Below are 20,709 nucleotides of genomic sequence, written 5' to 3'. Positions count from 1 at the left end.
TCCGCAGGAGCACCGAGTCCCGTCCACAGCCGCCGTTGCGGTCGGGCAGGTTCCGCCGAACCGGCCCGCTCGGCCGATTCGGGCAGATCGGCGTGAACGGCCGGCTCTGCCCGAACGGCCCTCTCGGCCAGAACGTCGTGGGGTTCGGTTGACGCGCCGGGTCGTCCGGTTCGTCGGCGGCGCCGTCGTCGCGGGAATCGCGGGCGCCTTCGCGGCCTATCCGGCCGGGTGCTTCTGGGAGTGGGTCGCGAACCTGCCCGGTTTGCCCATCTGACCAGTGCGTATGCCCGGCTCGGGCGCCGCGCCGGCGACCCGGGCCGGGCATGGTTGGATGATCTGACTACGACGTCTCCGAATATTTCTTTCGGCGCGGCCCAACCTTTCCCGCCCGGCGGTGCTCTGTGCAGGCAGTGGCACAACCGCGAAGCAGNGGGAACGGAGGCCCCAGCAGGATGACGACGACGCACGAATCCGGCGGCAACGCTTCGCCCCAGGCAGCCGGAGCGCCGCGGTGAGCGGCCTGCCCGAGCGATCTCGGGCCCTGTCCTTTCCGAGTGTGTGGCCGAGTGAGGTGGAGAAACTCTTCGACGACAACGCCGCCCGGCTTCGCGGGTATCTGCTCTCCGTCGGCTGCCCGGAACCCGACGTCGACGACGTCATCCAGGACAGCATCCTGATCGTGGCCCGCAGGTATGCGAGTCTCGACCGCCCGGAGATGGTCCGGACCTACTGGTATCGGATTGCCAGCCGCCTGGCGTGGAAGCTCCTGAAGGAGCGGCGCGACCGATCACTTCCCGGTGATCCGGCCGACTATCTTCAGNCACTCCCAGACCCGGTGGAGGGGGCGGTCGATCCGGACGGCCGGNAGGCCGCGCTNGCGCTCGTCCACCGCCTCCCACTACGACAACGGCAGGTGNTCTGGCTGCGGGTCGTGGTGGGATTCGGCGAGGCCGAGACGGCGGAGGTGCTCCAGATCTCCGTCGGCACGGTGAAGTCGCAGTTCAGCGACGCCAAGAAGAACCTGAGGAAGTTCGTGGAGGGCTCCGGGGAAACTCGGGAGGAGGGCACCAACTGATGGACGTCGAATCTCTGCTCAGANCCCTTGCCGNCCCCGCCGAGCCGACCGGCGGGGNTTCCGGGCGGACTTTCGTCCAGATCATGCAGGGTGCCGACGAGGACCCGCGGGAACGCCGCCGCATCCAGCGCCTCGCCGATCTCCTCGACGTCGAGGACGCCGTCTACGCCCAGGCACTCGACCATCTCGCGGCCGGCGACGACCACGCGGCCGAGCCGCTGCTGCGCCTCGCCGCCGACGCCGGCGTCGGCGAGGCCGAGGACCACCTCGCCCGCCTCCTGGCGAACCGTCCCGCGGACGCCACCGCCACCGACGCCGCCACCGACGCCGCCGCCGGCACCCCCGGGCCCAGCGGCTTCGGTGGGCAGCCCCCCGCACCGGATCGGCCCGAGTGGACCTCGGTCGCGGGCAGCCCGGACGATCTGCTTCTCCCCGCCGGGATCGACCCCCATGCGGATGTCCGCGACGATCTCGGCCTGCGGTTCCGTTACTCCACCGTGACGTTTCTTACGGTCGATCTCCAGGGACCGTCCCTGTTCCGGGCGCGGGCACTGAGGGCAGGCTCCTTCCGGGCCCACAGGCACGGGCCTTCGCTGGCCGTCCTGTGGGCGGAGGAGGTCCCAGCCCTCGGGACGGCCTGTACGTTCAACTCCCGTTTCGTGCTGGTTCCACCGGCCCGCGACCTCCGGCCGATCGATCAGCAGACCCGGCGGGTCGATCGCCTCCACCGGCCCGCCGCCAGGACGGCCGCGGAGGTCATGCGCATCGACGTTCCCGTTCCGGTGATCTCCGCCGAGACGACCGTGCATGCCGCGCTGGAGCGGTTGTTCACCGCCGAGGCCCAGGTGGCCGCGGTGGAGGCGGGTTCGGAACTCGTCGGCGTCATCGGCCTGACCGCCCTCGCGCAGCGGCTGGCCGCCGCCCAGGGCTCCCCGTCGATCGAGCGCGTCACCGGGCTGATTCGGCCGGCGGACTTCGTGCCACCTGACGCCCCGATCGAGGCCGTCAGGCGCACCCTCGCCCGCGACCCCGGCGGAATCGTCGTCGTCCGCGGTCGGGATGGTCGGCGCCTCGGCTACATCACCGCCGAACTCCTGCTCACCAGCCCCGACAAGGACGACGGATCCACCAACAACACCCTCGATCAGCCGGGGACCGCCACGCCCGTTCCCTTTCCCGCGCGTGCGCTCCCGACGGGAATCAGCCGCCGCGCAACGGCCACCTGAGGCGGGCAAAAGTCCCGCCGCGGGGACGACGATCCGTCGGCGCGCCCAAAAGTTGGCGAACCGCCGGACCTCCGAGCGCGTCGGGGATGTACCGTGCCGGCGGTCCCGGACCTCGCCCGGGCCGCCCATGACCCCGGTTCGCAGCTTGGAGCGCCTACCTCGTGACGCGTCGCAAGAACGGGACGGCGGCGACCGCCCCGACCGGCGGGCGCCTGCCCGGACCTGCCCTGATCGCGACGCTGACCGCCCTCGTCGGGCTCGTCGACGTCATCGGCGCGATCAGCCACCGGCCGACCCGGTGGACCTGGCTCGGCCGGCTGATCCCCGGCATCGTGACGCAGGCTGCCACGGGCACCAGCGTGGGCGTGGGCCTGTTGCTCGTCGGCCTGGCCCACGGTCTGCGCCGGCGTAAACGCCGGGCCTGGCGCGCGGCGGTGGCACTGTCCGGCGCGGCCGTGCTGCTGGACCTCGCCCGCGGCCTGGCGGTGGTTCCCGCGGCCATCGACCTCGTCCCGTTCGCCGTGCTGGTCGCCTGCCGGCGCCACTTCCCGGCCGCCGGTGACCCGCGGACCAGGTGGCGGGCCCTCGGCGCCCTCGCCGCGCTGGGCGCCGCGGATCTGGTCGTCGGGCTCGCCGTCATCCGGTTCCGCCACGGCGACGGCGGCCTCGGGGCGCGGATGGAGCACGTGCTGGCGGGCCTCGTCGGGGTGACCGGACCGGTGCGGTTCGGCCCGGGTGACGGCGATCTCGTCGGGGCGGTGCTGCTCGCCCTCGGCGCGCTCACCGTCGCCGTCCCCGGCTACCTCGCGCTGCGTCCGGCCGCCCCGGTCGCCGCGCTGACCGGGGCCGACGAGGCCGCGCTGCGGGCACTGCTGGCCCGCCACGGCGGGCGGGACTCGCGCGGGCAGGTGGCGCTGCGCCGCGACCGCAGCGTGCTGTGGTCGCCGTCGGGGAAGGCCGCGATCAGTTACCGGGTCGTCGGCGGGGTCGCGCTCGCCGCCGGCGACCCGATCGGCGACCCGGAGGCATGGCCCGGGGTGATCGGCCCGTTCCTCGACCTCGCCGCCGCGCACGCCTGGGTTCCGGCGGTGCTCGGCTGCGGGCCGGACGGCGGGCGCGCCTACCAGCGGGCCGGCCTGCGGGTGCTGGAACTCGGCGACGAGGCGGTCGTGCGGTGCGCGGCGTTCGGCCTGGACGGGCGGCCGATGCGCGGCGTGCGGCAGGCGGTGGCCCGGGTCGAGCGCGCCGGCTACACCGCCCGGATCGACCGGGCCGCCGATCTGGACCCGGCCGAGCGAGCGGCGCTGGCGGACCGGGCGGCGGCCTGGCGTTCCTGCCGCACCGAACGCGGCTTCTCCATGGCGCTGGGCCGCGTCGGGGCGCCCGAGGACACCGACTGCGTGGTCGTCCGGGCGTTCCAGGACGGGCGGCTGCGCGGCCTGCTGACCTTCCTGCCCTGGGGACCGGACGGCCTGTCCCTGGACGCCGTGCGCCGTGACCGGGCCGCCGCGAACGGGCTGACCGAGTTCATGGTCGTGGCCCTGCTGCGGGAGGCCGACCGGCTGCGCGTCACCCGGGTGTCGCTGACCTTCGCGCCCTTCCGCGCCGCCCTGTCCCGCGGGGAACGGCTGGGCGCGACCCCCGCCCTGCGGCTGTGGCGCCGGCTGCTGCTCGCGGCGTCCCGCTGGTTCCGGATCGAGTCGATCTACCGCTTCAACGCCAAGTTCGACCCGACCTGGCAGCCCCGCTACGGCTGCTACCCGACCACCCGCGACCTTCCCCGCGTCCTGTTCGCCGCCCTGCGCGCCGAGGCACTGCTCCCCCGGCCCTCGCTGCCCGGACGCCGCCCGCACCCGCCCTCCTCCCCGACAGCCGACGACAGCAGCACCGCCGACAGCGGCACCGCCGACAGCAGCACCGCCGAGCAGGCGCCGCAGGAATCACGCGAACGGCCGGGACCCGAGCCCGCCGAATCAGCGGGGCCAGCGGGGCCAGGGCGGGCGGAGGTGCCGGCGCGGTCCACCGCCCGTCGCCGGGATGGATCTCATCCGACGGACGGCGGCCACTCCCGCGAGGGCCGTAACAGCCAGGAGCCCGGCCAGGCCCACGACGGCGGCCCTTCCCGGGACGGCATTCGTCGCTCCCCGCACCGGGCCACCCGACCACGCTCCCCCCGTCCGCGCCATGCCGAGACCCCCGACCGCTCCCCCAACATTAGTTAAATCAATAATGATTTCCGCTTCCGTGAAGCGAGGGACAGCAGGGGATCTCATCCACAATGACGAAGCAAAGACCGGCGAAGTGGCCTCCGCTCGGTCCTGGACGCGGCCGACGACGAGGGGACACGCCGGACAGGAAAGGATGATGCCGGCACCCGGCTCGTCTCCGCGACCGGCCGCACCTCTCTGCCCACGGATAACCATGGACCCGTTACGATGATTTGTGCCNCATCGTCCGGATAGCGAAGGAGCTGGACCGATGCCGAGCACGGATCTTCCCGACCGGGCCGACCGTGGCCGGAACGCCCCGGATCGAGATGNCCCAAAGCGGGACGACAAGGAGTGGTGGAAGGCATTCATGGAGCAGCGCACCGCGGTGGAGCTGAAGACCGATCGGCCGCACGCCGCCCGCATGTACGACTACTACCTGGGCGGGAAGGACAATTTCCCCGCCGACCGGCTGGCCGCCGAGCAGGCCCTGGCCGTGTTCCCGAACGGTCGCGTCACCGCCCGGCAGAACCGTGCGTTCATGGCACGCGCGATCCGCTACCTGGCCGGCGAGGCGGGAATCCGCCAGTTTCTCGACGTCGGCACGGGCATCCCCACCTCCCCGAACCTGCACGAAATCGCCCAGGCCATCGCGCCGGAGTCGCGCGTGGTCTACACCGACAACGACCCGATCGTGCTCGCGCACGNCCGCGCCCTGCTGACCAGCAGCCCGCAGGGACACACCGCCTACCTGGACGCCGACGTCCGCGACACCGACCGCATCCTCACGTCGCCCGAACTGCGCGACCCCCTGGACCTCGACCGACCGGTGGCGCTGTCCCTCGTCNCACTCCTGCACTTCGTCCCGGACGCCGACGACCCGGACGGCATCGTCCGCCGGCTCGTCGACGCGCTGCCCTCCGGAAGCTACCTGCTGCTGTCGCACATCACCGCCGACTACGACCCGGCCTGGGAGCGGGTGACCGAGACCTACCGGGCCCGCGGCATCCCCGCCCAGCAGCGCTCCCGCGCCGAGTTCGCCCGCTTCTTCGACGGCCTGGAACTGGTCGACCCGGGCATTCAGGTGGTGCACCGCTGGCGCCCGGACGGCGCCGTCCCCGACCTGACCGACGCCGCCGTCAGCATCCACGGCGGCCTGGGCAGAAAGCCCTGACGGCCGGGCCGCGGTCAGCGGCCGGTGGGGCGGCAGGGCTTCTGGTCGGCCGTCGAGACCTCGATGTTCGTCGNGGTCGCGGCGAGCGACAGACCCGTGGCGTCGGTCGAGGCGTTGGTGACGGTCAGGTGGAAGGGCAGGTCACCGACGGGAATCGGGATCTGCGGCACGTAGCTGCCGAGGTTGCCGAGCGGCAACGTCACGTTGNACAGTCCGCTCAGCGAGATCTCCGACGGCACCAGCGTGACCTTGTTGTCGTGGACGGCGAAGGTGGTCACGCCGCCGACCTGCTGGTCGCCGAGCAGCGGGATGTTCGCGGTCGCGGTGATCTCGAGGCGCCTCCCACCGTCGACCGGGGTGATGTGCACCCGGCCGGGCTGGGTGTGGAGGAAGGCGTTCAGGTCGGCGTACGTCAGGTGGACCGTCGCCCTCATGTCGTCGATGCGGATGGTGCCGTCGCCGCCGGTGGCGAGCCTGAAGATCGGGACGTGGACGCCGCGGACGTGTGCGCTGATCCGCTCGATGCGGGGGCCGGTGGTGGCCAGGCCGGTCATGGTCATGCCGACGTCGGAGAACGATCCGGTCAGCACCTGGGTGAGGAACGGGAATCCGCCGATGCTGACGTCGGAGACCCTCGGCGGGGGGGTGTCGCACGGCAGGTCGGCCAGGGCACCGCTGCGGATCTGGCTGGCCATCTCCCGTTTCGCGACCGCGACGGCGACCCGGTCGGCGACGAGGAACTGCGCGACGAACGCCGCCAGGACGATGAACGGGATCCCGGCACGGCGACCGGGACGACCCGGACGACCGGGACGAGCGCGCCCGGGAGCGCGGGTCCGCCGGGTCGCGGTGGTGACTCGCTCCGACGACTCCACGGGTCGCGCCGGCAGGTCCGGCGACTCGTCGTCGGCTGCCGTCGCGACGGCTGCGCCCGCGACGGGATGTGCGACGGTGTAACCACCGGTCCGTGACCACTTTTCGCTCCACGGCCTGTCCGCACCGTCGTTTCCCTGGTCGGCGTCGACCTCGACCTCCCATGACCTGCCGGTGTTTCTCAGGCTACCGTCACCGGTGCGAGCGACGGCCGAGGGACGCGAGGAAATGACGTGGTGACAGGCNGCGCCACCGTGCGGCTGGCGCTGGTGAGTGCGGCACCGACGCCGGCGCTGCGGGCCGCCCGCTTCCCGGCCGACGAGGACCTCGACCCCGATGGCCGGCGGCGCGCCGCGTTCGCGTCCCGGGCCGTGGCGGGCGGCGTGCTGCCCGGCCGGGCTCGGGTGCTCACCGACGGTTCCGCCCGCGCCCGCCAGACCGCTCAGGCGCTGGGCCTTCCCGGCGCCGACCCGCCCGCGGGCGCCATGGGGAGCGCGACCGTGCCCGGCGTCGACGTCGCGCTGCGGGACCTGGACGTGGGTGACTGGCGGGGTCGCGGGCTGGACGAGGTGCCCCTGAACATGCTGCGGCGGTGGCATGAGGACCCGGCGATGACACCGCCGGGCGGCGAGTCGCGGCTGGATCTGCTCGACCGGGTCGGTAACTGGCTGGCGCGGCTGGGCGGCGAACCGGGGAATGCCACCGCCGGAAACGTGATCGCCGTGACCCATCCGGCGGTCGTCCGCGCGGTGCTGCTGTTGGTGCTGCACTGCCCGCCGGAGGTGTTCTGGCGCATCGACGTCGCCCCGCTCACCGCCACCCTGCTGCACCGCCGTGTCTCGCCCGCCGCCGCCCCCGCCTCGGCCCACGCTCCCGCCGCCGAACCCGCTCCTGCCGCCGAACCCGCCGCCGGCTGGACCCTCACCCAGGCCTGCCGCCCCCTCTGACCGTGCCCGGGATGCGCCCGCGCCGCCGCCGAACGTGAGGACCGGTGGCGATCAGTGGGCGGCGGCGGGGAGGAAGGGACGGTTGCCGTCCTCGGCTCTGTCGCGGGTGATGACGTGCAGCCGGATGCCGAACCGAACGGTGCGCCCGCGCTCCGACCCCGGGCCCCAGGCTCGGCCGGTTCCGCGGAACCGCCTCCGCGGCTGGGACGAGGCCCGACGCGCGACGAACCCCACCCGGATCCGAGCCGCGCAGCTCAGGACAGCGCGTCGATCACTTCCCCATTCTGCCCATCGCCGCGATCGGTCACCGCGGCCGCCGCGCAGCCAGATGACGTCGGATCGCTCGATCTGTCGACCGACGGGGGGCCGTCGTGGGAACGGCCCAGCGGCCCAGGGGATCGGCGGATCGGCGGATCGGCGGACGGGGACGATCTTTCCTCTCGGCTCCGCCGCCCGGCCGGGTGGTGGCGGCATTCCGCTCGGCGGGTTCGAGGGGTCAGTCGATCCGGTGGCCGAGGTCGAGGAGTTCCTCGTGGAATCCGCCGAAACCGGCGGCGTGGTCGACGAGGTGGATCTCCAGGATCCAGTGACAGGGCCGGCCGTCGAGGTCGGCCCGCCGCATCGGCTGATCGCTGCCGGGGGTGACGTAATAATCGATCTTGTTGCCGGGGATGCGGGCGTGCGGGAACTCGCCGACGAGGTGGCCGGCGAGCGGGCCGCCGTAGGCCCAGCCGGCGTCGGCGGCGAGCTGACCGACGGCGGCGTACAGCTCGGCGCCGGTGACGTCCGGGTGGGTCTCGAAGTAGCGGCGGCCGGCGTCGAAGATCTGCGGCAGGTCGGCGAGCAGCCGGTGCTTGGCCGGGTCGTCGCCGAGGACGAAGGTGCGGCCGAAGTCGGCCTCCCAGCCGTCGAAGACCGGCCCGAAGTCGCAGAAGACGACATCGTCGGCGCCGATCGGCCGGTCGGGCGGGTTGTCGGCGTAGGGGTACAGGGTGTTCGGCCCGGCCCGGACGATCCGTTTGTGCCAGTGCCGCTCGACGCCGAACATCTCGTGGGCGAGGTCGCGGATCTGGTCGCTGACCTCGCGTTCCCCGCGGCCGGGGACGATCAGGCCCCGCGCGGTGACCTCGTCGAACAGTTCCACCGCGCGGGCCTGCGCGGCGAGCAGGTGGGCCACCCGATCAGCTTCGAGAATCACGATGGCCCATCGTACGGACGCCGCTGTTCCGGCGTCCCGAGTCTCACAGGGGGCTGTCAGCCGTGGTGCGCCCGACGTTACCGCCGNCGCCGGCGCGTGCGATCCCCCCGAAACCGGTCGTTCCTACAGTCGGTGCGGACGTCGTCCGAGTATCCCTGGTCAGGGAGGGGACCACCCGTGACCGCACCCGCCCAACCGGCCCCGACCTGCCAGAGCCTGGCAGGCCAGGTGCGGTCGGTCTGTTCCTATTGCGGGGTCGGCTGCGGGATGGTGCTCGACGTCGAGGTGAGCGAGGACGGCCGGCGCCGCGTCGCCAGGGTCTCCGGCGACCGTGAGCATCCGGCCAACCGCGGTCGGCTGTGTACCAAGGGGGCTACCAGCGCGGAGATGCTGGCCGCGCCGGGCCGGCTGACCAGCGCGCTCGTCCGCGGCGACCGGCAGGGCGAGCCGTCGGCGGTCGAGGTGGACGCCGCCATCAGGCGCGTCGCCCGGGAGCTGCGGCGGATCATCGACACCCACGGCCCGGACGCGGTCGCGTTCTACGTCTCGGGGCAGATGTCGCTGGAGGCGCAGTACCTGGCGAACAAGCTGGCGAAGGGGTTCGTCGGCACCAACCAGATCGAGTCGAACTCGCGGCTGTGCATGGCCAGCGCCGGCAGCGGCTACAAGCTGTCGCTGGGCGCCGACGGCCCGCCCGGGTCGTACGAGGACTTCGACCACGCCGAGCTGTTCTTCGTCATCGGCGCGAACATGGCCGACTGCCACCCGATCCTGTTCCTCCGGCTGCTCGACCGGGTCAGGGCCGGTGCCCGGCTCATCGTCGTCGACCCCCGGCGCTCCNCGACGGCCGCCAAGGCCGACCTGTTCCTGCAGATCAACCCGGGCACGGACCTCGCGCTGCTCAACGGCCTGCTCCACCTGCTCGTCGAGGGCGGGCACATCGACGAGGCGTTCATCGCCGAGCACACCGAGGGCTGGGAGGCGATGCCGGCGTTCCTCGCCGACTACCCGCCGGACCGGGTCGCGGAGATCACCGGCATCCCGGCGGCGGACATCCGCCGGGCGGCGCAGTGGATCGGGGCGGCCAAGGCGTGGATGAGCCTGTGGACGATGGGCCTGAACCAGTCGACCCACGGCACCTGGAACACCAACGCGCTGTGCAACCTGCACCTGGCGACCGGGGCGATCTGCCGGCCGGGCGCGGGCCCGTTCTCGTTGACCGGCCAGCCGAACGCGATGGGCGGGCGGGAGATGGGCTACATGGGACCGGGCCTGCCGGGACAGCGTTCGGTGGTGGCCGCGGACGACCGCGCCTTCGTCGAGCAACGGTGGGGTCTGCCGGCGGGCACGCTGCGCACCGACGCCGGGCGGGGCACCGTCGACCTGTTCGCCCGGATGNCCGCCGGCGAGATCAGGGCCTGCTGGATCATCTGCACGAACCCGGTGGCCTCGGTCGCCAACCGGCGCACGGTGATCGAGGGACTGGAGGCGGCCGAGTTCGTCGTCGCCCAGGACGCGTTCGCCGAGACGGAGACGAACGCCTACGCCGATGTGCTGCTGCCCGCCGCGATGTGGGCCGAGAGCACCGGCATCATGATCAATTCGGAGCGGAACCTGACCCTGGTCCAGCAGGCCGCCGACCCCCCCGGTCAGGCCATGGCGGACTGGCGGCTCATCGCCCGGGTCGCCGCCGAGATGGGCTACGCCGACGCCTTCACCTACCGCGACGCCGAGGAGGTCTTCGAGGAGATCAAGGCCTTCCACAACCCGCTGACCGGCTACGACCTGCGCGGCGTCAGCTACGACCGGCTGCGCGAGACGCCGGTGCAGTGGCCGGCCGCGGCGGCGGACGGCCNGGCGCGCAACCCGGTCCGGTACCGCAACGACGGGGTCAGCCAGCGACTCGTCGAACGGCCCGACGGGACGCGGCCGCGCCTGGCGTTCGCGACCCCGTCCGGGCGGGCGGTGTTCCATCCGCGCCCGCACCTGCCCGCCGCCGAGCTGCCCGACGACGATTTCCCGTTCGTGCTGAACACCGGCCGCGTCCAGCACCAGTGGCACACCCTGACCAAGACCGGCAAGGTCGCGAAGCTCAACCGACTCAACCCGGGCCCGTTCGTCGAGATCCATCCGCGCGACGCCGAGGCCCTCGGGATCGGCGACGGCGACGCGGTCGAGGTCGCCTCCCGGCGCGGACGGGCGGTGCTGCCGGCGGTCGTGTCCGACCGGGTGCTCCCCGGGAACTGCTTCGCCCCGATCCACTGGAACGACCTGTTCGGCGAGTATCTCAGCGTCAACGCGGTCACCTCCGACGCCGTCGACCCGATCTCGTTCCAGCCGGAACTGAAGGTCTGCGCGGTCACCCTCACCCGCGTCGCCGCCACACCGACCGAGACGCCGACCGAGACGCCGACCGACGCGCCGGCGGATCTCCCCGCGGCGAGCGCCCCTCCCCCGGTCACGCGAACCGCGCCGATCCCGACGGGCGCGCACCCGGGCGCACCAGAGCCCACGGCACCGCCGACGGCGGGTTCCGGGCCGACCGCAGCGGAGGCGCTCGGGGAGCTGTTCGGCCTGCGGGCAATCGCCGCGCCGACCCTCGGCGACGACGAGCGGCGCTATCTCGCGGGTTTCNTCGCCGCCCTGCGCGACGCGGTCCCGGGGGCACCGGGCGGGGTTCCGGTCCTACCGCTCGGTTCTCCACTCGACCCCGCGCAGGTGGCGTGGGTCAACGGCGCGCTCGCCGGGGCGTTCTCCCGGACCCTCTCACCCCCGCTCGCCCCTGTGGGCGACGTCCCCGCGGGCGACGTCCCCGCCCAGCGCCGCGGCGGCTCCGTGCCCGCCGACCCGGAGAGCNCTGCCAGTCCGGAGTGCCCTGCCGGCCCGACGGTCACGGATGCGGAGGGTCGAACGGGACCGGGGACGCGGGAGGTCACAGTGCTGTGGGCGTCCCAGACGGGCACCGCCGAGGACTTCGCCGTCACGATCGCCGCCGAGCGGCTCACCACCGCCGGCTGGACGGCGCGGGTGCGGTCCATGGGCGAGTGCCCGCCCGAGGAACTGCACGGCGGCGGCGACCTGCTCGTCATCACGAGCACGTTCGGCGACGGCGAGGCGCCCGACAACGGCGCGGGGTTCCTGGAGTCGCTGGCGGCGCCGGACACACCCCGTCTGTCCCACCTGCGCTACGCGGTGCTGGCGTTCGGCGACTCCAGTTACGCGGACTTCTGCGGCCACGGCCGGCGCGTCGACGAGCGGCTCGGCGAGCTCGGTGCGGTGCGGCTGGCACCGCGGACGGACTGCGAGCCGGACTACGAGCAGGACGCGGCGAGCTGGCTCGACGCCGTGCTCACCGCGCTCACCGCCGCCGACGGCCACGCCGCCCCTCGGGCCACGGCACCGGCCAGCTCACCACCGGCCAGCTCACCACCGGGCGGCACAGCACCGGCCAGCACAGCACCGGCCAGCACCGTGCCGGGCGGTCCTGCCGGCCGTCCGTCGCGCGCGGCGCCGGTCATCGTGCCGCTGATCGGCAACGAGCTGCTCAGCGGACCCGGCTCGGCGAAAGAGGTGCGGCGGTTCGCCCTGCGCACCGCCGGCACCGCGCTGACCTACGAGGTCGGCGACGCCCTCGGCGTCTGGCCGGTCAACGGTGCCGGCCTCGTCGCGGAGTGGCTGGAGCGCACCGGCGCCGACCCGGCGCAGCCGGTGGCCGTCGGCGGGGTGGGTGAGGTGCCGTTCGGCGCGGCGCTGCGCCGCCACCTGGACATCACCAGGATCACCCCGGCCTTGCTGCGGTTCGTCGCCGACCGTAGCGGCGACCGGGACCTGCGCACCCTGCTGCGCCCGGACAACTCCGACGCGTTGGCCCGCTGGAGCTGGGGACGCCAGGCGGCGGACGTGCTCGCCGAGCTTCCCGTGCGGGCCACCGCGGCCGAGTGGGCGGGGGTGCTGTCCCGGCTGCAGCCGCGACTGTACTCGATCTCGTCGAGCCCACTGGCCCATCCCGACGAGGTGCATCTGACGGTGTCGGTGGTCCGGTTCGACGGCCGGGATGGCCGGACCCGCGGAGGCGTGTGCTCCACGTTCCTCGCCGACGGGCCGGACGAGGCGTCGGGGTCGGTGCCGGTGNCGGNGTTCGTACAGCGCTCAACCCACTTCCGACCGCCGAGCGATCCGGACACGCCGCTGGTGATGATCGGGCCGGGGACGGGAGTGGCCCCGTTCCTCTCGTTCCTGCAGGACCGCCGCGTCCGCGGCGCCCGCGGCCGGACGTGGCTGTTCTTCGGCGAGCAGCGCCGGGCCACCGACTTCTACTACGCCGACGAGCTCGCCGCGCTGCAGGCGGACGGCACGCTGCACCGCCTGGACCTCGCCTTCTCCCGCGACCAGCGGACGAAGGTCTACGTCCAGGACCGGATGCGCGAGCACAGCGCCCGGCTGTGGTCGTGGTTGCAGGACGGCGCTCACGTCTACGTCTGCGGCGATGCCAGCCGGATGGCCGCCGACGTCGACCGGACGCTGCGTGAGATCGTCGCCCTGCACGGCGGCCTCGACGCCGACGGCGCCGCCGCCTACGTACGCCAGCTGACCACCGACCGCCGCTACCTGCGCGACATCTACTGACCAGCCGCCGCCGACCACCACTGTCGACGACCGCTGTCGTCCGCCGCTGTCGTCCACCGCTGTCCGCCACCGCTGTCNACCCGTGTCGCGGCGGTCGTCTCGACCTGCCCTCGGTCGTCAACGCTTCATCACGGAGTGTCAACAACAGGCGGAGGCGGAGCGCCTTGGACACTGTCCCGCATCTGACGATGCGGCCGTGGGGGTGGGGCCGGGACCTGTGGAGAGGACGACGATGCGCTCGGTGCGTACCCTCATGGCCTCCGCCGCCGCGGCGGCCGCCGCGGTGCTGGCGACGAACCCGATGACGGGGCCGGCGGCGCAGGCCACGACCGGCGGGCACGGGGGGCCGCGGCCGGTGGCCGGCGGATCCGACCGACCGATCGCGCCGGTTGATCTCGGGTTCGCGCCCGACCTGCCCTACCACTCCGCGACGGCGATCAACGACCGCGGGGTGGTCGCCGGGACCGCTTCCGGCGGGTCGTACGACCTGCACGGCTTCCGCTGGGCGGTGGGGCGGTCGGCGGCGCTGCCGGACGGCGCCCCCGGCCCGTCCGAGATCAACAATGGTGATCAGATCGCCGGGTTCGTGCCGCACCGGGACAGGCTCAACACCGGGTTCGTGCTCGACGCCGGGCGCGGCGTCGTCGATACCGGCTTTCCGGTCGACGGCCAGAACGAACGCGGTGAGGTCGTCGGCGCTCTGCCGGGGCCCGACGGGACCAGGCGCGCGGTGCGCTGGTGGCGCGGCCAGACCACTGACCTGGGCGCCCCGCCCGGAACGTCGAGCGGCGGCGTGGCGATCAGCGACGGCGGCCAGATCGCCGTGCGGGTCAGCGACGCGGACGGCAACCACGCCCGCGTGGCCCGCTGGGCCGGCGGCCGACTCGACGCGCTGCCCACGCTGCCCGGTGGGGGCGCGGCCTGGGCGACGGACATCAACGGCCGCGGGGACATCGTCGGCTGGGCGGACACCGCCACCGGCTCCCGCCATGCGGTCGTGTGGCTCGGCCGGCGCCTGGTCGACCTCGGCGCCAGCCTGCCCGGCCGCACCAGCCAGGCGACGGCCGTCAACGACGCCGGACAGGTCGTCGGGCAGACGTCCGACGCCGATGGCCAGCCCGGCCACGGTGTGCGCTGGGACCTCGGCCGACCACGGGACCTCGGCCAGCCACGGGACCTCGGGACCCTCGGCGGCCCGGTCAGCTCGCCGATCGCGATCAACGATCGCGGGGACGTGATCGGCGACAGCACCTCGGCGGACGGCCACCGTCACGGCTTCCGCTGGCGCGACGGCCGGATGACCGCCCTCGGTGACTTCGGTGGCGGCGAGAGCCGCGCGGCGGCGATCAACAACCGCGGCCAGGTCGTCGGCGACGCGCTGGCCCCCGGCGGCCACACCCGCGCCGTTCTCTGGCAGTGATCGCACAGCGCGTCGACGCCGGCGGACGCGGCCACCACGGCGGCCGGGTCACGGGCCAGCAGGCGCGGCCGGATGCCGGCCCGGACCAGCATCGCCACCACGTGCCGGCCGACGTTGCCCGTCGGCGTCGTCACCGCCATGCGCATCGGGCGCCTCCTCGATGATCCTCTCGGACTGCCGCCCGATCTCTACCCGGTCCGGCGGCACCGACGCCCCGCTCGGCACCGACGCCCCGCTCGGCACCGACGCCCCGCGCAGCATCGAGGCGAGGCCGGCGAGCACGCCGAGCCCGGCGGCGACCGCGAACACGATGACGAGCCCGTGGTGAAAGGGCCCGGCGAGCAGCTCGGGGAAGAACTCGCGGCCGGTCAGCGTCGCCCGGTTCGCAGGCGGCACGGCGGCCAGCCCGTCGCCGGCCGACAGCAGGTGCTCGACCGGGTTCACGCCGAGGACGGTGGCGAACAGCGACGACACCGGCGGCAACGCGGCGACGTCGTGGGCGATCCCCGCCGGCACGCCCTGCGCCCGCAGGCCGCCGTCCAGCGCGTCCGGCAGGGTGGCCGCGAGACCCGCGATCATCAGCGAGAAGAACACGCCGATGGACAGCGCGGTGCCGGAGTTCTGGAACGTCGCGCGCATCCCCGAGGCGGCGCCGCGCTGCTCCGCCGGCACGCTACCCATGATCGCCGAGGAGTTCGGGGCGNCGAACATCCCGCCGCCGATCCCGTTCAACGCGANGAGCAGGGCGAACGCCCAGTACGAAAAGGTGACGGGCAGCAGCATCAGACCGACGAAGCTACCGGCGAACACGGCCATCCCGGCGCTGGCGAGACCGCGGGCGCCGAACCGGTCGGACAGGATGCCGCTGACCGGCCCGGCGACGAGGATGCCCACGGTCAGCGGCAACAGGTAGATCCCGGCCCACAGGGGCGTGTCCTCGTAGTCGTAGCCGTGCAGCGGCAGCCAGATCCCCTGCAGCCAGATGATGAGCATGAACTGCAGGCCGCCGCGGGCGACGGACACGGCGAGGCCGGCGACGTTGCCGGCGGTGAACGCCCTGATCCGGAACAGGCCGAGCGCGAACATCGGCTCGGGGTGGCGGCGCTCGACGGCGACGAAGGCGACGAGCAGCGCCACTCCCCCGACGAGCAGGCCGACGACCGTCGGGTTCGTCCAGCCCATCGCGTGCCCGCGGTAGGGCTGCAGGCCCTCCGTGACGGCGATGAGCACGGCGGCGAGGCCGACCGCGAAGGTGATGTTGCCCCACCAGTCGATACGCCGGCCGCCGCCGCCGCGCGCCGCGGAGGTCTCGCGCAGCCGCCGGTACGCCCACACCGTCCCGAACACGCCGACCGGCACGTTCACCCAGAACACCGCCCGCCAGTCCAGCACGGCGAGCAGGCCGCCGGCGACGAGGCCGACGAACTGGCCGGCGAGCGAGGCGACCTGGTTGATGCCGAGCGCGAAGCCCCGCTGCTCGGCGGGGAAGGCGTCGGTGAGGATCGCCGCCGAGTTCGCCGTGAGCATCGACCCGCCGACCGCCTGCAGCACCCGCCAGCCGATCAGCCACAGCGCCCCGCGGCCGGCGTCGAACGGGTCGAACGACAGCAGGATCGAGGCGAGCGTGAAGACCGCGAACCCGGCGTTGTAGATCCGGACCCGGCCGAACATGTCGCCGAGCCGGCCGAGGGCGACGACGAGCACCGCCTGCACGAGCCGGTAGCCCATGATCATCCAGAGCAGGTAGCCGACGTTGCCCGGGGCCAACGGGTCCAGGTGGATGCCGCGGAAGATCGGCGGCAGCGCGATGAGGACGATCGACCCGTCGAGCGCGGACATGAACACCGCCGCGGTCGTGTTCGCCAGCACCACCCACCGGTAGTTGCCGTTCGCACCCGCCGCCCCGACGGACGTCCCCACGCCGGACGTCCCCGTGCCCGACGTCCCCGTGCCGGACGTCCCCGCGCCCGACGTCCCCGTGTCGGACGCCGGCATCAGACGCGCTCCGCGAGGCGTTCGAGCAGGGGCGCGGCCGCGGCGAGCTGGTCCAGTTCGGCCCGGCTGAACCCGGCCGAGAGCGCCCCGGCGAGCAGCTCGGTGCGCGCGTCGCGGCGGCTGCGCAGCGCCGCGAGGCCGGCATCGGTCGGCGAGAGGATCACCTGCCGGCCGTCGCCCGGGTCGCGACGGCGTTCGACCAGGGCGCGGGCCTCCAGCGCCGCGAGGGTGGCGCCCATGGCCTGCGGGCTGATCTGCTCGAGCCGGGCGAGCGCCGCCGCCGTGGCCGGCCCGCCCCGGTCCAGGCGGGCCAACGCCGCCGACTCGGGCATCGTCAGCTCCCCCGCCGGCTGAGACTGGCGCAGCCGGCGCACGAGCATCCCGAGACTCAGCCGCAGGGCGACGGCGATCTGACGGACATCTGGAGGAACATCGTGAAGGTCATCGGGCTGGACAACACGCTGGTCACCGGGCTNAGCATCGGGGTCCGAGGGCATTTCATCAGGCTAGGTTGATAAGCCTGGACTGACAAAGACTGGACAGCCCATGCACGGACTGCCACGCCGGGCGTCAGCCGGCCCCCGAGCCCACGCCGGCGCGGGCCTCGTCGAGCACGCGGGCGAGCAGCCGGGNGGCGAACTGGTCGATCGGCGGCACGAGGTCCGGCGGTAGCAGCTCGTACTCGCGGATCAGCCGGGTGACCCGGGCCGCGAGCAGGGTGTGACGCAGCGAGGCGAGCAGGAGGTAGTACTCCATGTTCTCCATCGGCCGGCCGAGGAGCTCGGCGTAGCGGGCCACCGTCGCCGCCCGGTCCGGCAGGCCGGGNAGCCGCGCCAACCCGACGCCCTCGCCGAGGTGGCGGTCGAGGTGCAGGAACCAGCCGAGGTCGGTCTCGGGCTGGCCGAGGGAGACCATCTCCCAGTCGAGCACGGCCGCGACCCGCTCCCCCTGGAAGATCATGTTGCCGATCCGGGCGTCCCCCCACACCAGCCGGACGGGATGGCGCTCGGCCGGCGGATGGCCGTGCAGCCAGGCCAGCGCGTCGTCCACCGTGCCCCGCGCGGCCTCGTCGACGGCGAAGAACTCCAGGTGCCGCTCGTAGGCGGCGAGCTGCTGGACCGCTCCGACCGGGCCGTACTCGGGCTGCCCCGCGAAGCCGAGCCCGAGCCGCTGNGGGTCGAGCCGGTGGATCCCGGCCATCGCGACCAGGCCCGCGTCCCAGACCCTGGCCCGCGCGGCCGGCGACATCTCGATCATGAAACCCTGCATGTGGTACGGCGGGAGGTCGGCGGGCACGTCGCCGTCGACCCGGCCGAGGACGACGAACGGCGCGCCGAGCACCTCCGGGTCGAGCTCGTGGCCGTACACCGGCGGCACCGGAACGTCGGTGTCGCGGGCGAGGATCTCGGCGACGCGGCACTGCTCGGCGAACCGGTCCCACGGGTAGAGCCGGAACCGCCGCGGCGCCATCCGCACGACCAGCGGCCGGGAGACCCGCCGCCCGTCCGGCCCGATCCGCGACGCCGGCAGCACCACCAGCTCCCCGGAGAACCCCTGCGCCGACGGCACGGTCGGCTCCCCGAGCTCCCACCGCACGCCCGCCGTCCCCGCCGGGCCGCCACTCGCCGAGCCGCCATCCGCCGCGTCGGCACCCGCCGGGCCGCCATCCCCCGCGCCGGCGGCATGCGCGGCGAGCCAGGCGGCGAGCCGAGCCCGCAGCCGGTCCGGATCGGCCTGGAACGGGACAGCCACCGCGCACCCCCTCGAGCCAGGCCGAACGGCATGGCGGTCGACCCTCACCTCGGACGAGACCCGAGGACTACCCCTGGACGTGACAATCACGCCGAACGGAACATTCTCCCGAACGAGCCTCCCGCCGACCCCCCCGCCACGCAAGCACCAACAGGCGGTTCCGCCTGGGAACCACTCGTTCTACGGGGTGGGAGAGGCAGGGGAGGCAGGGGAGGCGGCGACGGCGCGGCGCAGGAGACGCGGCACCGACAGCCGGTGCAGCGGCAGGGCCGCGGCCCACAGCAGGCGGGCCGCCCGCCGGGTGAAGGTCACGCTGGTGGTGAGGCTGATCGCCGCCGGCCGCACGCGCAGGACCAGTTCGGCGGACACCAGCGGCGAGTCCGTGGCCAGGCGGACCACATCCGGTTCGCGCGCCACGATCGGCCAGCCGAGCACGTGCCGCGGCGACGATACCGGCCCGAGCCGCAGGCCCAGCACGAACCGCCAGCCGGCCCGCAGGAACCACCGCACCGGCGCGGGCGCCCCCTCGAGCACCGCCCGGATCCAGCCCTCGGCGTCCCGAGCTCCGGCACCCTCGGCCGCCGGGCCGGTTGCCGCCTCGAAGACCTCGCGGTAGTCCGCCCCGGCGCCGTCCACGTCCACGCTGCCCGTCCCTGCTCGACATCGCCCCATGCGCGGCCGGCGGACGGTGGGCGCGGAACCAACATTACGGTCGCTGTGCGCCGATCCGNACGTCGACGCCCGGCGAGTAGTGCACGAGCGGGTCGCCGATCGGAGGCGGCAGCCCGGCCGCGGTGAGCAGGTGATCGTCGACGTCGAGCAGGTCGGCGCGGTGTAGCGGCCACGGCTCGTGCCAGACCTGGGCGTGCCGGCACCGCCCACCGGCGGCGCTGAACAGCCGCCAGCGGGCGGTCAGGGAGTGCTCGCGCGGGCCGAGATCGGCGGCGGCCAGCGGCGCGCCGACGCGCACCCGCACCCGGCTCTCCGCCGCCACCGGCCGCGGGGCCCGCCGGCGGCAGCGGTAGGTGATCTCGTCACCGACCCGGGTCAGCGCCATCGACGACCAGAAGTACGGCAGCCGGAACCGCGTGCGCGCGACGACGACGGCACCGAGCCGCGCGGCGTCCAGCGACAGGAACCACACCCCGCGCCGGCCCGCGGCATCGACGACGTAGGTCCGCACGTTCGTCTCGCAGAACGTCGTCACCGGCCCGAGCCCCCGGCCGCCCGCGGTCGCGACCCGCATCCGAAACGGCACCAGGCCCACCCAGGCGGCACCGTCGAGGACCTCGACCCGCAGGTGGGCGGGCACCAGCCGCGACACCACCGCCGGCTCGAACGCCCAGTGCACGAACGTCAGCTCCGCCCACCGCTGCGTCATCGTGGGCTGCTCGACGGTGAACGGGCAGGACCCGCCCGCCACACCGTCCTGCGGGTCGACCTGCACGCTCCCCGTGACGTCCATTCGACCGTGCCCCCCGCCGTCGTCCTGGTCGAGCACGCCCTCAGCCGACCCGGCCACCGAAGAAGACCTCCGTGCACACGAGCTGGCCGGCGCGCACCGTGCTGAACTCGGTATTGCGGAACCGTTCACCGGTGCGCAGCTCGTACTCGTAGAGCAGGAACACACCGCCCTCGTTCGCCTCGACGAGCGCCAGGATCTCCTGGGAGACGAACCTGTCCGCCGTCGGAAAGCACCGCTCCAGGAAGGCGTCGCGGTCGAGATGGTCGTCCTGCGGGCTGGTGAAGGTGAACTCGGGGGCGAGCAGGCGGGCGGCCTGCTCGCGATCCTGGGCCCGGTAGGCGGCGAAGGCCGCGCGGACGGCGTCGGCAGCGGCGGCGGACATGGCGGCTCCTCCTCACCTCACAGCGTGTTCCTACCCGGCTCGGCGGACGAGCAACGGAACCTGCGTCACCCGCCGTTGCGTCGATCATGGCGGGGGGTGACCGGCGACCGATTGTTGACGATCGGTGGGCCGGGTGCCCGCCGCCCCCGGGGTGGGGGCGGCGGGGCGAGGTCAGGTGCGGTCCTGGATCTCGCGGACGGCGCGGTCGATGTGGTCGGTGTGCTTGTGGTCGGTGCGGTCGTCGACCACGTCGCCAAGCTTGGCGACGGCGGCGTCGATCTTGTCGTCGTGCTCTTCCGCCAGGTCGCCGAGCTTGCCGAGCGCGCCCTTGAAGTCGACCATCGAATGCTCCCCTCCGTCGGGTGCCGG

15 protein-coding genes and 13 pseudogenes are annotated in these 20,709 nt (G+C 73.8%); 16 read left to right on the top strand and 12 right to left on the bottom strand.

The genetic code is table 11. The features are described 5' to 3' along the window. The first annotated feature begins 148 nt into the window (after nucleotides 1-148). From UK94_RS73980 to UK94_RS53240, 8 genes and pseudogenes are all read left to right on the top strand, one after another. On the top strand, nucleotides 149-274 hold the full coding sequence (locus UK94_RS73980) for a hypothetical protein (RefSeq protein ID WP_256788595.1): 126 nt from the start codon (nucleotides 149-151) through the stop codon (nucleotides 272-274). A 237-nt stretch (nucleotides 275-511) separates the two neighbouring features. Beyond that, nucleotides 512-820 (top strand): annotated as a pseudogene (locus tag UK94_RS53270) (sigma factor); the annotation flags it as partial. A 1-nt stretch (nucleotide 821) separates the two neighbouring features. Beyond that, nucleotides 822-865, top strand: a pseudogene (locus UK94_RS53265) (hypothetical protein); the annotation flags it as partial. Nucleotides 866-917: 52 nt separating this feature from the next. Then, nucleotides 918-1,075, top strand: a 158-nt coding sequence (locus UK94_RS53255) for a sigma factor-like helix-turn-helix DNA-binding protein (protein WP_268761388.1), incomplete at its 5' end; no start/stop codon positions are given. A gap of 1,387 nt (nucleotides 1,076-2,462) precedes the next feature. After that, nucleotides 2,463-4,523: a phosphatidylglycerol lysyltransferase domain-containing protein gene (locus tag UK94_RS15405; protein WP_011606404.1), complete on the top strand. Its 2,061-nt coding sequence runs from the start codon at nucleotides 2,463-2,465 to the stop codon at nucleotides 4,521-4,523. 355 nt (nucleotides 4,524-4,878) lie between these two features. Continuing rightward, nucleotides 4,879-5,215: pseudogene (locus UK94_RS53250) on the top strand (SAM-dependent methyltransferase); the annotation flags it as partial. 1 nt (nucleotide 5,216) lies between these two features. After that, nucleotides 5,217-5,355: pseudogene (locus UK94_RS53245) on the top strand (SAM-dependent methyltransferase); the annotation flags it as partial. A 1-nt stretch (nucleotide 5,356) separates the two neighbouring features. Continuing rightward, nucleotides 5,357-5,682, top strand: a 326-nt coding sequence (locus UK94_RS53240) for an SAM-dependent methyltransferase (RefSeq protein WP_235488046.1), incomplete at its 5' end; no start/stop codon positions are given. Nucleotides 5,683-5,756: 74 nt separating this feature from the next. Here the strand turns inward: UK94_RS53240 and UK94_RS53235 are convergent. After that, nucleotides 5,757-5,889, bottom strand: a pseudogene (locus UK94_RS53235) (DUF2993 domain-containing protein); the annotation flags it as partial. A gap of 1 nt (nucleotide 5,890) precedes the next feature. Further along, a partial coding sequence (locus tag UK94_RS53230) for a DUF2993 domain-containing protein (protein WP_268761372.1) occupies nucleotides 5,891-6,557 on the bottom strand: 667 nt, incomplete at its 3' end. Nucleotides 6,558-6,809: 252 nt separating this feature from the next. On the opposite strand from UK94_RS53230, the gene UK94_RS15390 reads away from it, so the two are divergent. Beyond that, a complete protein-coding gene (locus UK94_RS15390; protein ID WP_313949516.1) occupies nucleotides 6,810-7,502 on the top strand; it encodes a phosphoglycerate mutase family protein in 693 nt (230 codons plus the stop codon). A 496-nt stretch (nucleotides 7,503-7,998) separates the two neighbouring features. On the opposite strand, the gene UK94_RS15380 is transcribed toward UK94_RS15390, so the two are convergent. Then, nucleotides 7,999-8,700: a M24 family metallopeptidase gene (locus UK94_RS15380; RefSeq protein ID WP_011606409.1), complete on the bottom strand. Its 702-nt coding sequence runs from the start codon at nucleotides 8,698-8,700 to the stop codon at nucleotides 7,999-8,001. A 267-nt stretch (nucleotides 8,701-8,967) separates the two neighbouring features. Here UK94_RS15380 and UK94_RS53225 point away from each other — a divergent pair. From UK94_RS53225 to UK94_RS15370, 7 genes and pseudogenes are all read left to right on the top strand, one after another. Next, nucleotides 8,968-9,540, top strand: a pseudogene (locus tag UK94_RS53225) (molybdopterin-dependent oxidoreductase); the annotation flags it as partial. Nucleotide 9,541: 1 nt separating this feature from the next. Continuing rightward, nucleotides 9,542-10,098 (top strand): annotated as a pseudogene (locus UK94_RS53220) (molybdopterin-dependent oxidoreductase); the annotation flags it as partial. A gap of 1 nt (nucleotide 10,099) precedes the next feature. Further along, nucleotides 10,100-10,555, top strand: a pseudogene (locus UK94_RS53215) (molybdopterin-dependent oxidoreductase); the annotation flags it as partial. A 110-nt stretch (nucleotides 10,556-10,665) separates the two neighbouring features. Then, nucleotides 10,666-11,334: pseudogene (locus UK94_RS53210) on the top strand (molybdopterin dinucleotide binding domain-containing protein); the annotation flags it as partial. 303 nt (nucleotides 11,335-11,637) lie between these two features. Further along, nucleotides 11,638-12,831, top strand: a pseudogene (locus UK94_RS53205) (sulfite reductase flavoprotein subunit alpha); the annotation flags it as partial. A 63-nt stretch (nucleotides 12,832-12,894) separates the two neighbouring features. After that, nucleotides 12,895-13,326, top strand: coding sequence for a hypothetical protein (locus tag UK94_RS53200; RefSeq protein WP_235488116.1), 432 nt, complete (start codon nucleotides 12,895-12,897; stop codon nucleotides 13,324-13,326). Nucleotides 13,327-13,567: 241 nt separating this feature from the next. Next, nucleotides 13,568-14,746, top strand: a complete 1,179-nt coding sequence (locus UK94_RS15370) for a hypothetical protein (protein ID WP_157734292.1) — start codon at nucleotides 13,568-13,570, stop codon at nucleotides 14,744-14,746. A 48-nt stretch (nucleotides 14,747-14,794) separates the two neighbouring features. Here the strand turns inward: UK94_RS15370 and UK94_RS53195 are convergent. The 9 genes and pseudogenes from UK94_RS53195 to UK94_RS32655 form a co-directional block, all read right to left on the bottom strand. Further along, nucleotides 14,795-15,449, bottom strand: a pseudogene (locus UK94_RS53195) (MFS transporter); the annotation flags it as partial. 35 nt (nucleotides 15,450-15,484) lie between these two features. Next, nucleotides 15,485-16,741: MFS transporter (locus UK94_RS53185; RefSeq protein WP_235488044.1), on the bottom strand; the 1,257-nt coding region annotated here is incomplete at its 3' end. Next, complete coding sequence (locus UK94_RS15360; protein WP_235488114.1) at nucleotides 16,741-17,073, bottom strand: MarR family transcriptional regulator; 333 nt, start codon at nucleotides 17,071-17,073, stop codon at nucleotides 16,741-16,743. The genes UK94_RS15360 and UK94_RS53185, both read right to left, overlap by 1 nt. Before the next feature lie 494 nt (nucleotides 17,074-17,567). Then, nucleotides 17,568-17,914, bottom strand: a pseudogene (locus UK94_RS53180) (phosphotransferase); the annotation flags it as partial. A gap of 1 nt (nucleotide 17,915) precedes the next feature. Beyond that, nucleotides 17,916-18,217, bottom strand: a pseudogene (locus UK94_RS53175) (phosphotransferase family protein); the annotation flags it as partial. 456 nt (nucleotides 18,218-18,673) lie between these two features. Further along, nucleotides 18,674-19,135 (bottom strand): DUF2867 domain-containing protein, encoded by a 462-nt coding sequence (locus UK94_RS15350; protein ID WP_050997227.1) that lies wholly within the window; start codon nucleotides 19,133-19,135, stop codon nucleotides 18,674-18,676. Nucleotides 19,136-19,224: 89 nt separating this feature from the next. Next, nucleotides 19,225-19,874 (bottom strand): DUF2071 domain-containing protein (locus UK94_RS15345; RefSeq protein ID WP_235488112.1); only part of this gene is annotated, 650 nt, incomplete at its 3' end. A gap of 124 nt (nucleotides 19,875-19,998) precedes the next feature. Beyond that, on the bottom strand, nucleotides 19,999-20,340 hold the full coding sequence (locus UK94_RS15340) for a DUF4440 domain-containing protein (RefSeq protein WP_011606419.1): 342 nt from the start codon (nucleotides 20,338-20,340) through the stop codon (nucleotides 19,999-20,001). Nucleotides 20,341-20,511: 171 nt separating this feature from the next. Continuing rightward, a complete protein-coding gene (locus tag UK94_RS32655) occupies nucleotides 20,512-20,682 on the bottom strand; it encodes an antitoxin (RefSeq protein WP_011606420.1) in 171 nt (56 codons plus the stop codon). Nucleotides 20,683-20,709: the final 27 nt, after the last annotated feature.

Source organism: Frankia sp. AvcI1, from assembly GCF_001420875.1.
GTDB classification, from domain to species: domain Bacteria; phylum Actinomycetota; class Actinomycetes; order Frankiales; family Frankiaceae; genus Frankia; species Frankia alni.
Note: the sequence above shows the minus strand (reverse complement) of the source record. Positions and strands in the feature narration are given on the sequence as shown.

Coding starts and splice junctions, on each gene's coding strand:
- UK94_RS32655 (WP_011606420.1), bottom strand. CDS start 20,682: ATGGTCGACTTCAAGGGCGCGCTCGGCAAGCTCGGCGACCTGGCGGAA.
- UK94_RS15360 (WP_235488114.1), bottom strand. CDS start 17,073: ATGCCCGAGTCGGCGGCGTTGGCCCGCCTGGACCGGGGCGGGCCGGCC.
- UK94_RS15340 (WP_011606419.1), bottom strand. CDS start 20,340: ATGTCCGCCGCCGCTGCCGACGCCGTCCGCGCGGCCTTCGCCGCCTAC.
- UK94_RS53200 (WP_235488116.1), top strand. CDS start 12,895: ATGATCGGGCCGGGGACGGGAGTGGCCCCGTTCCTCTCGTTCCTGCAG.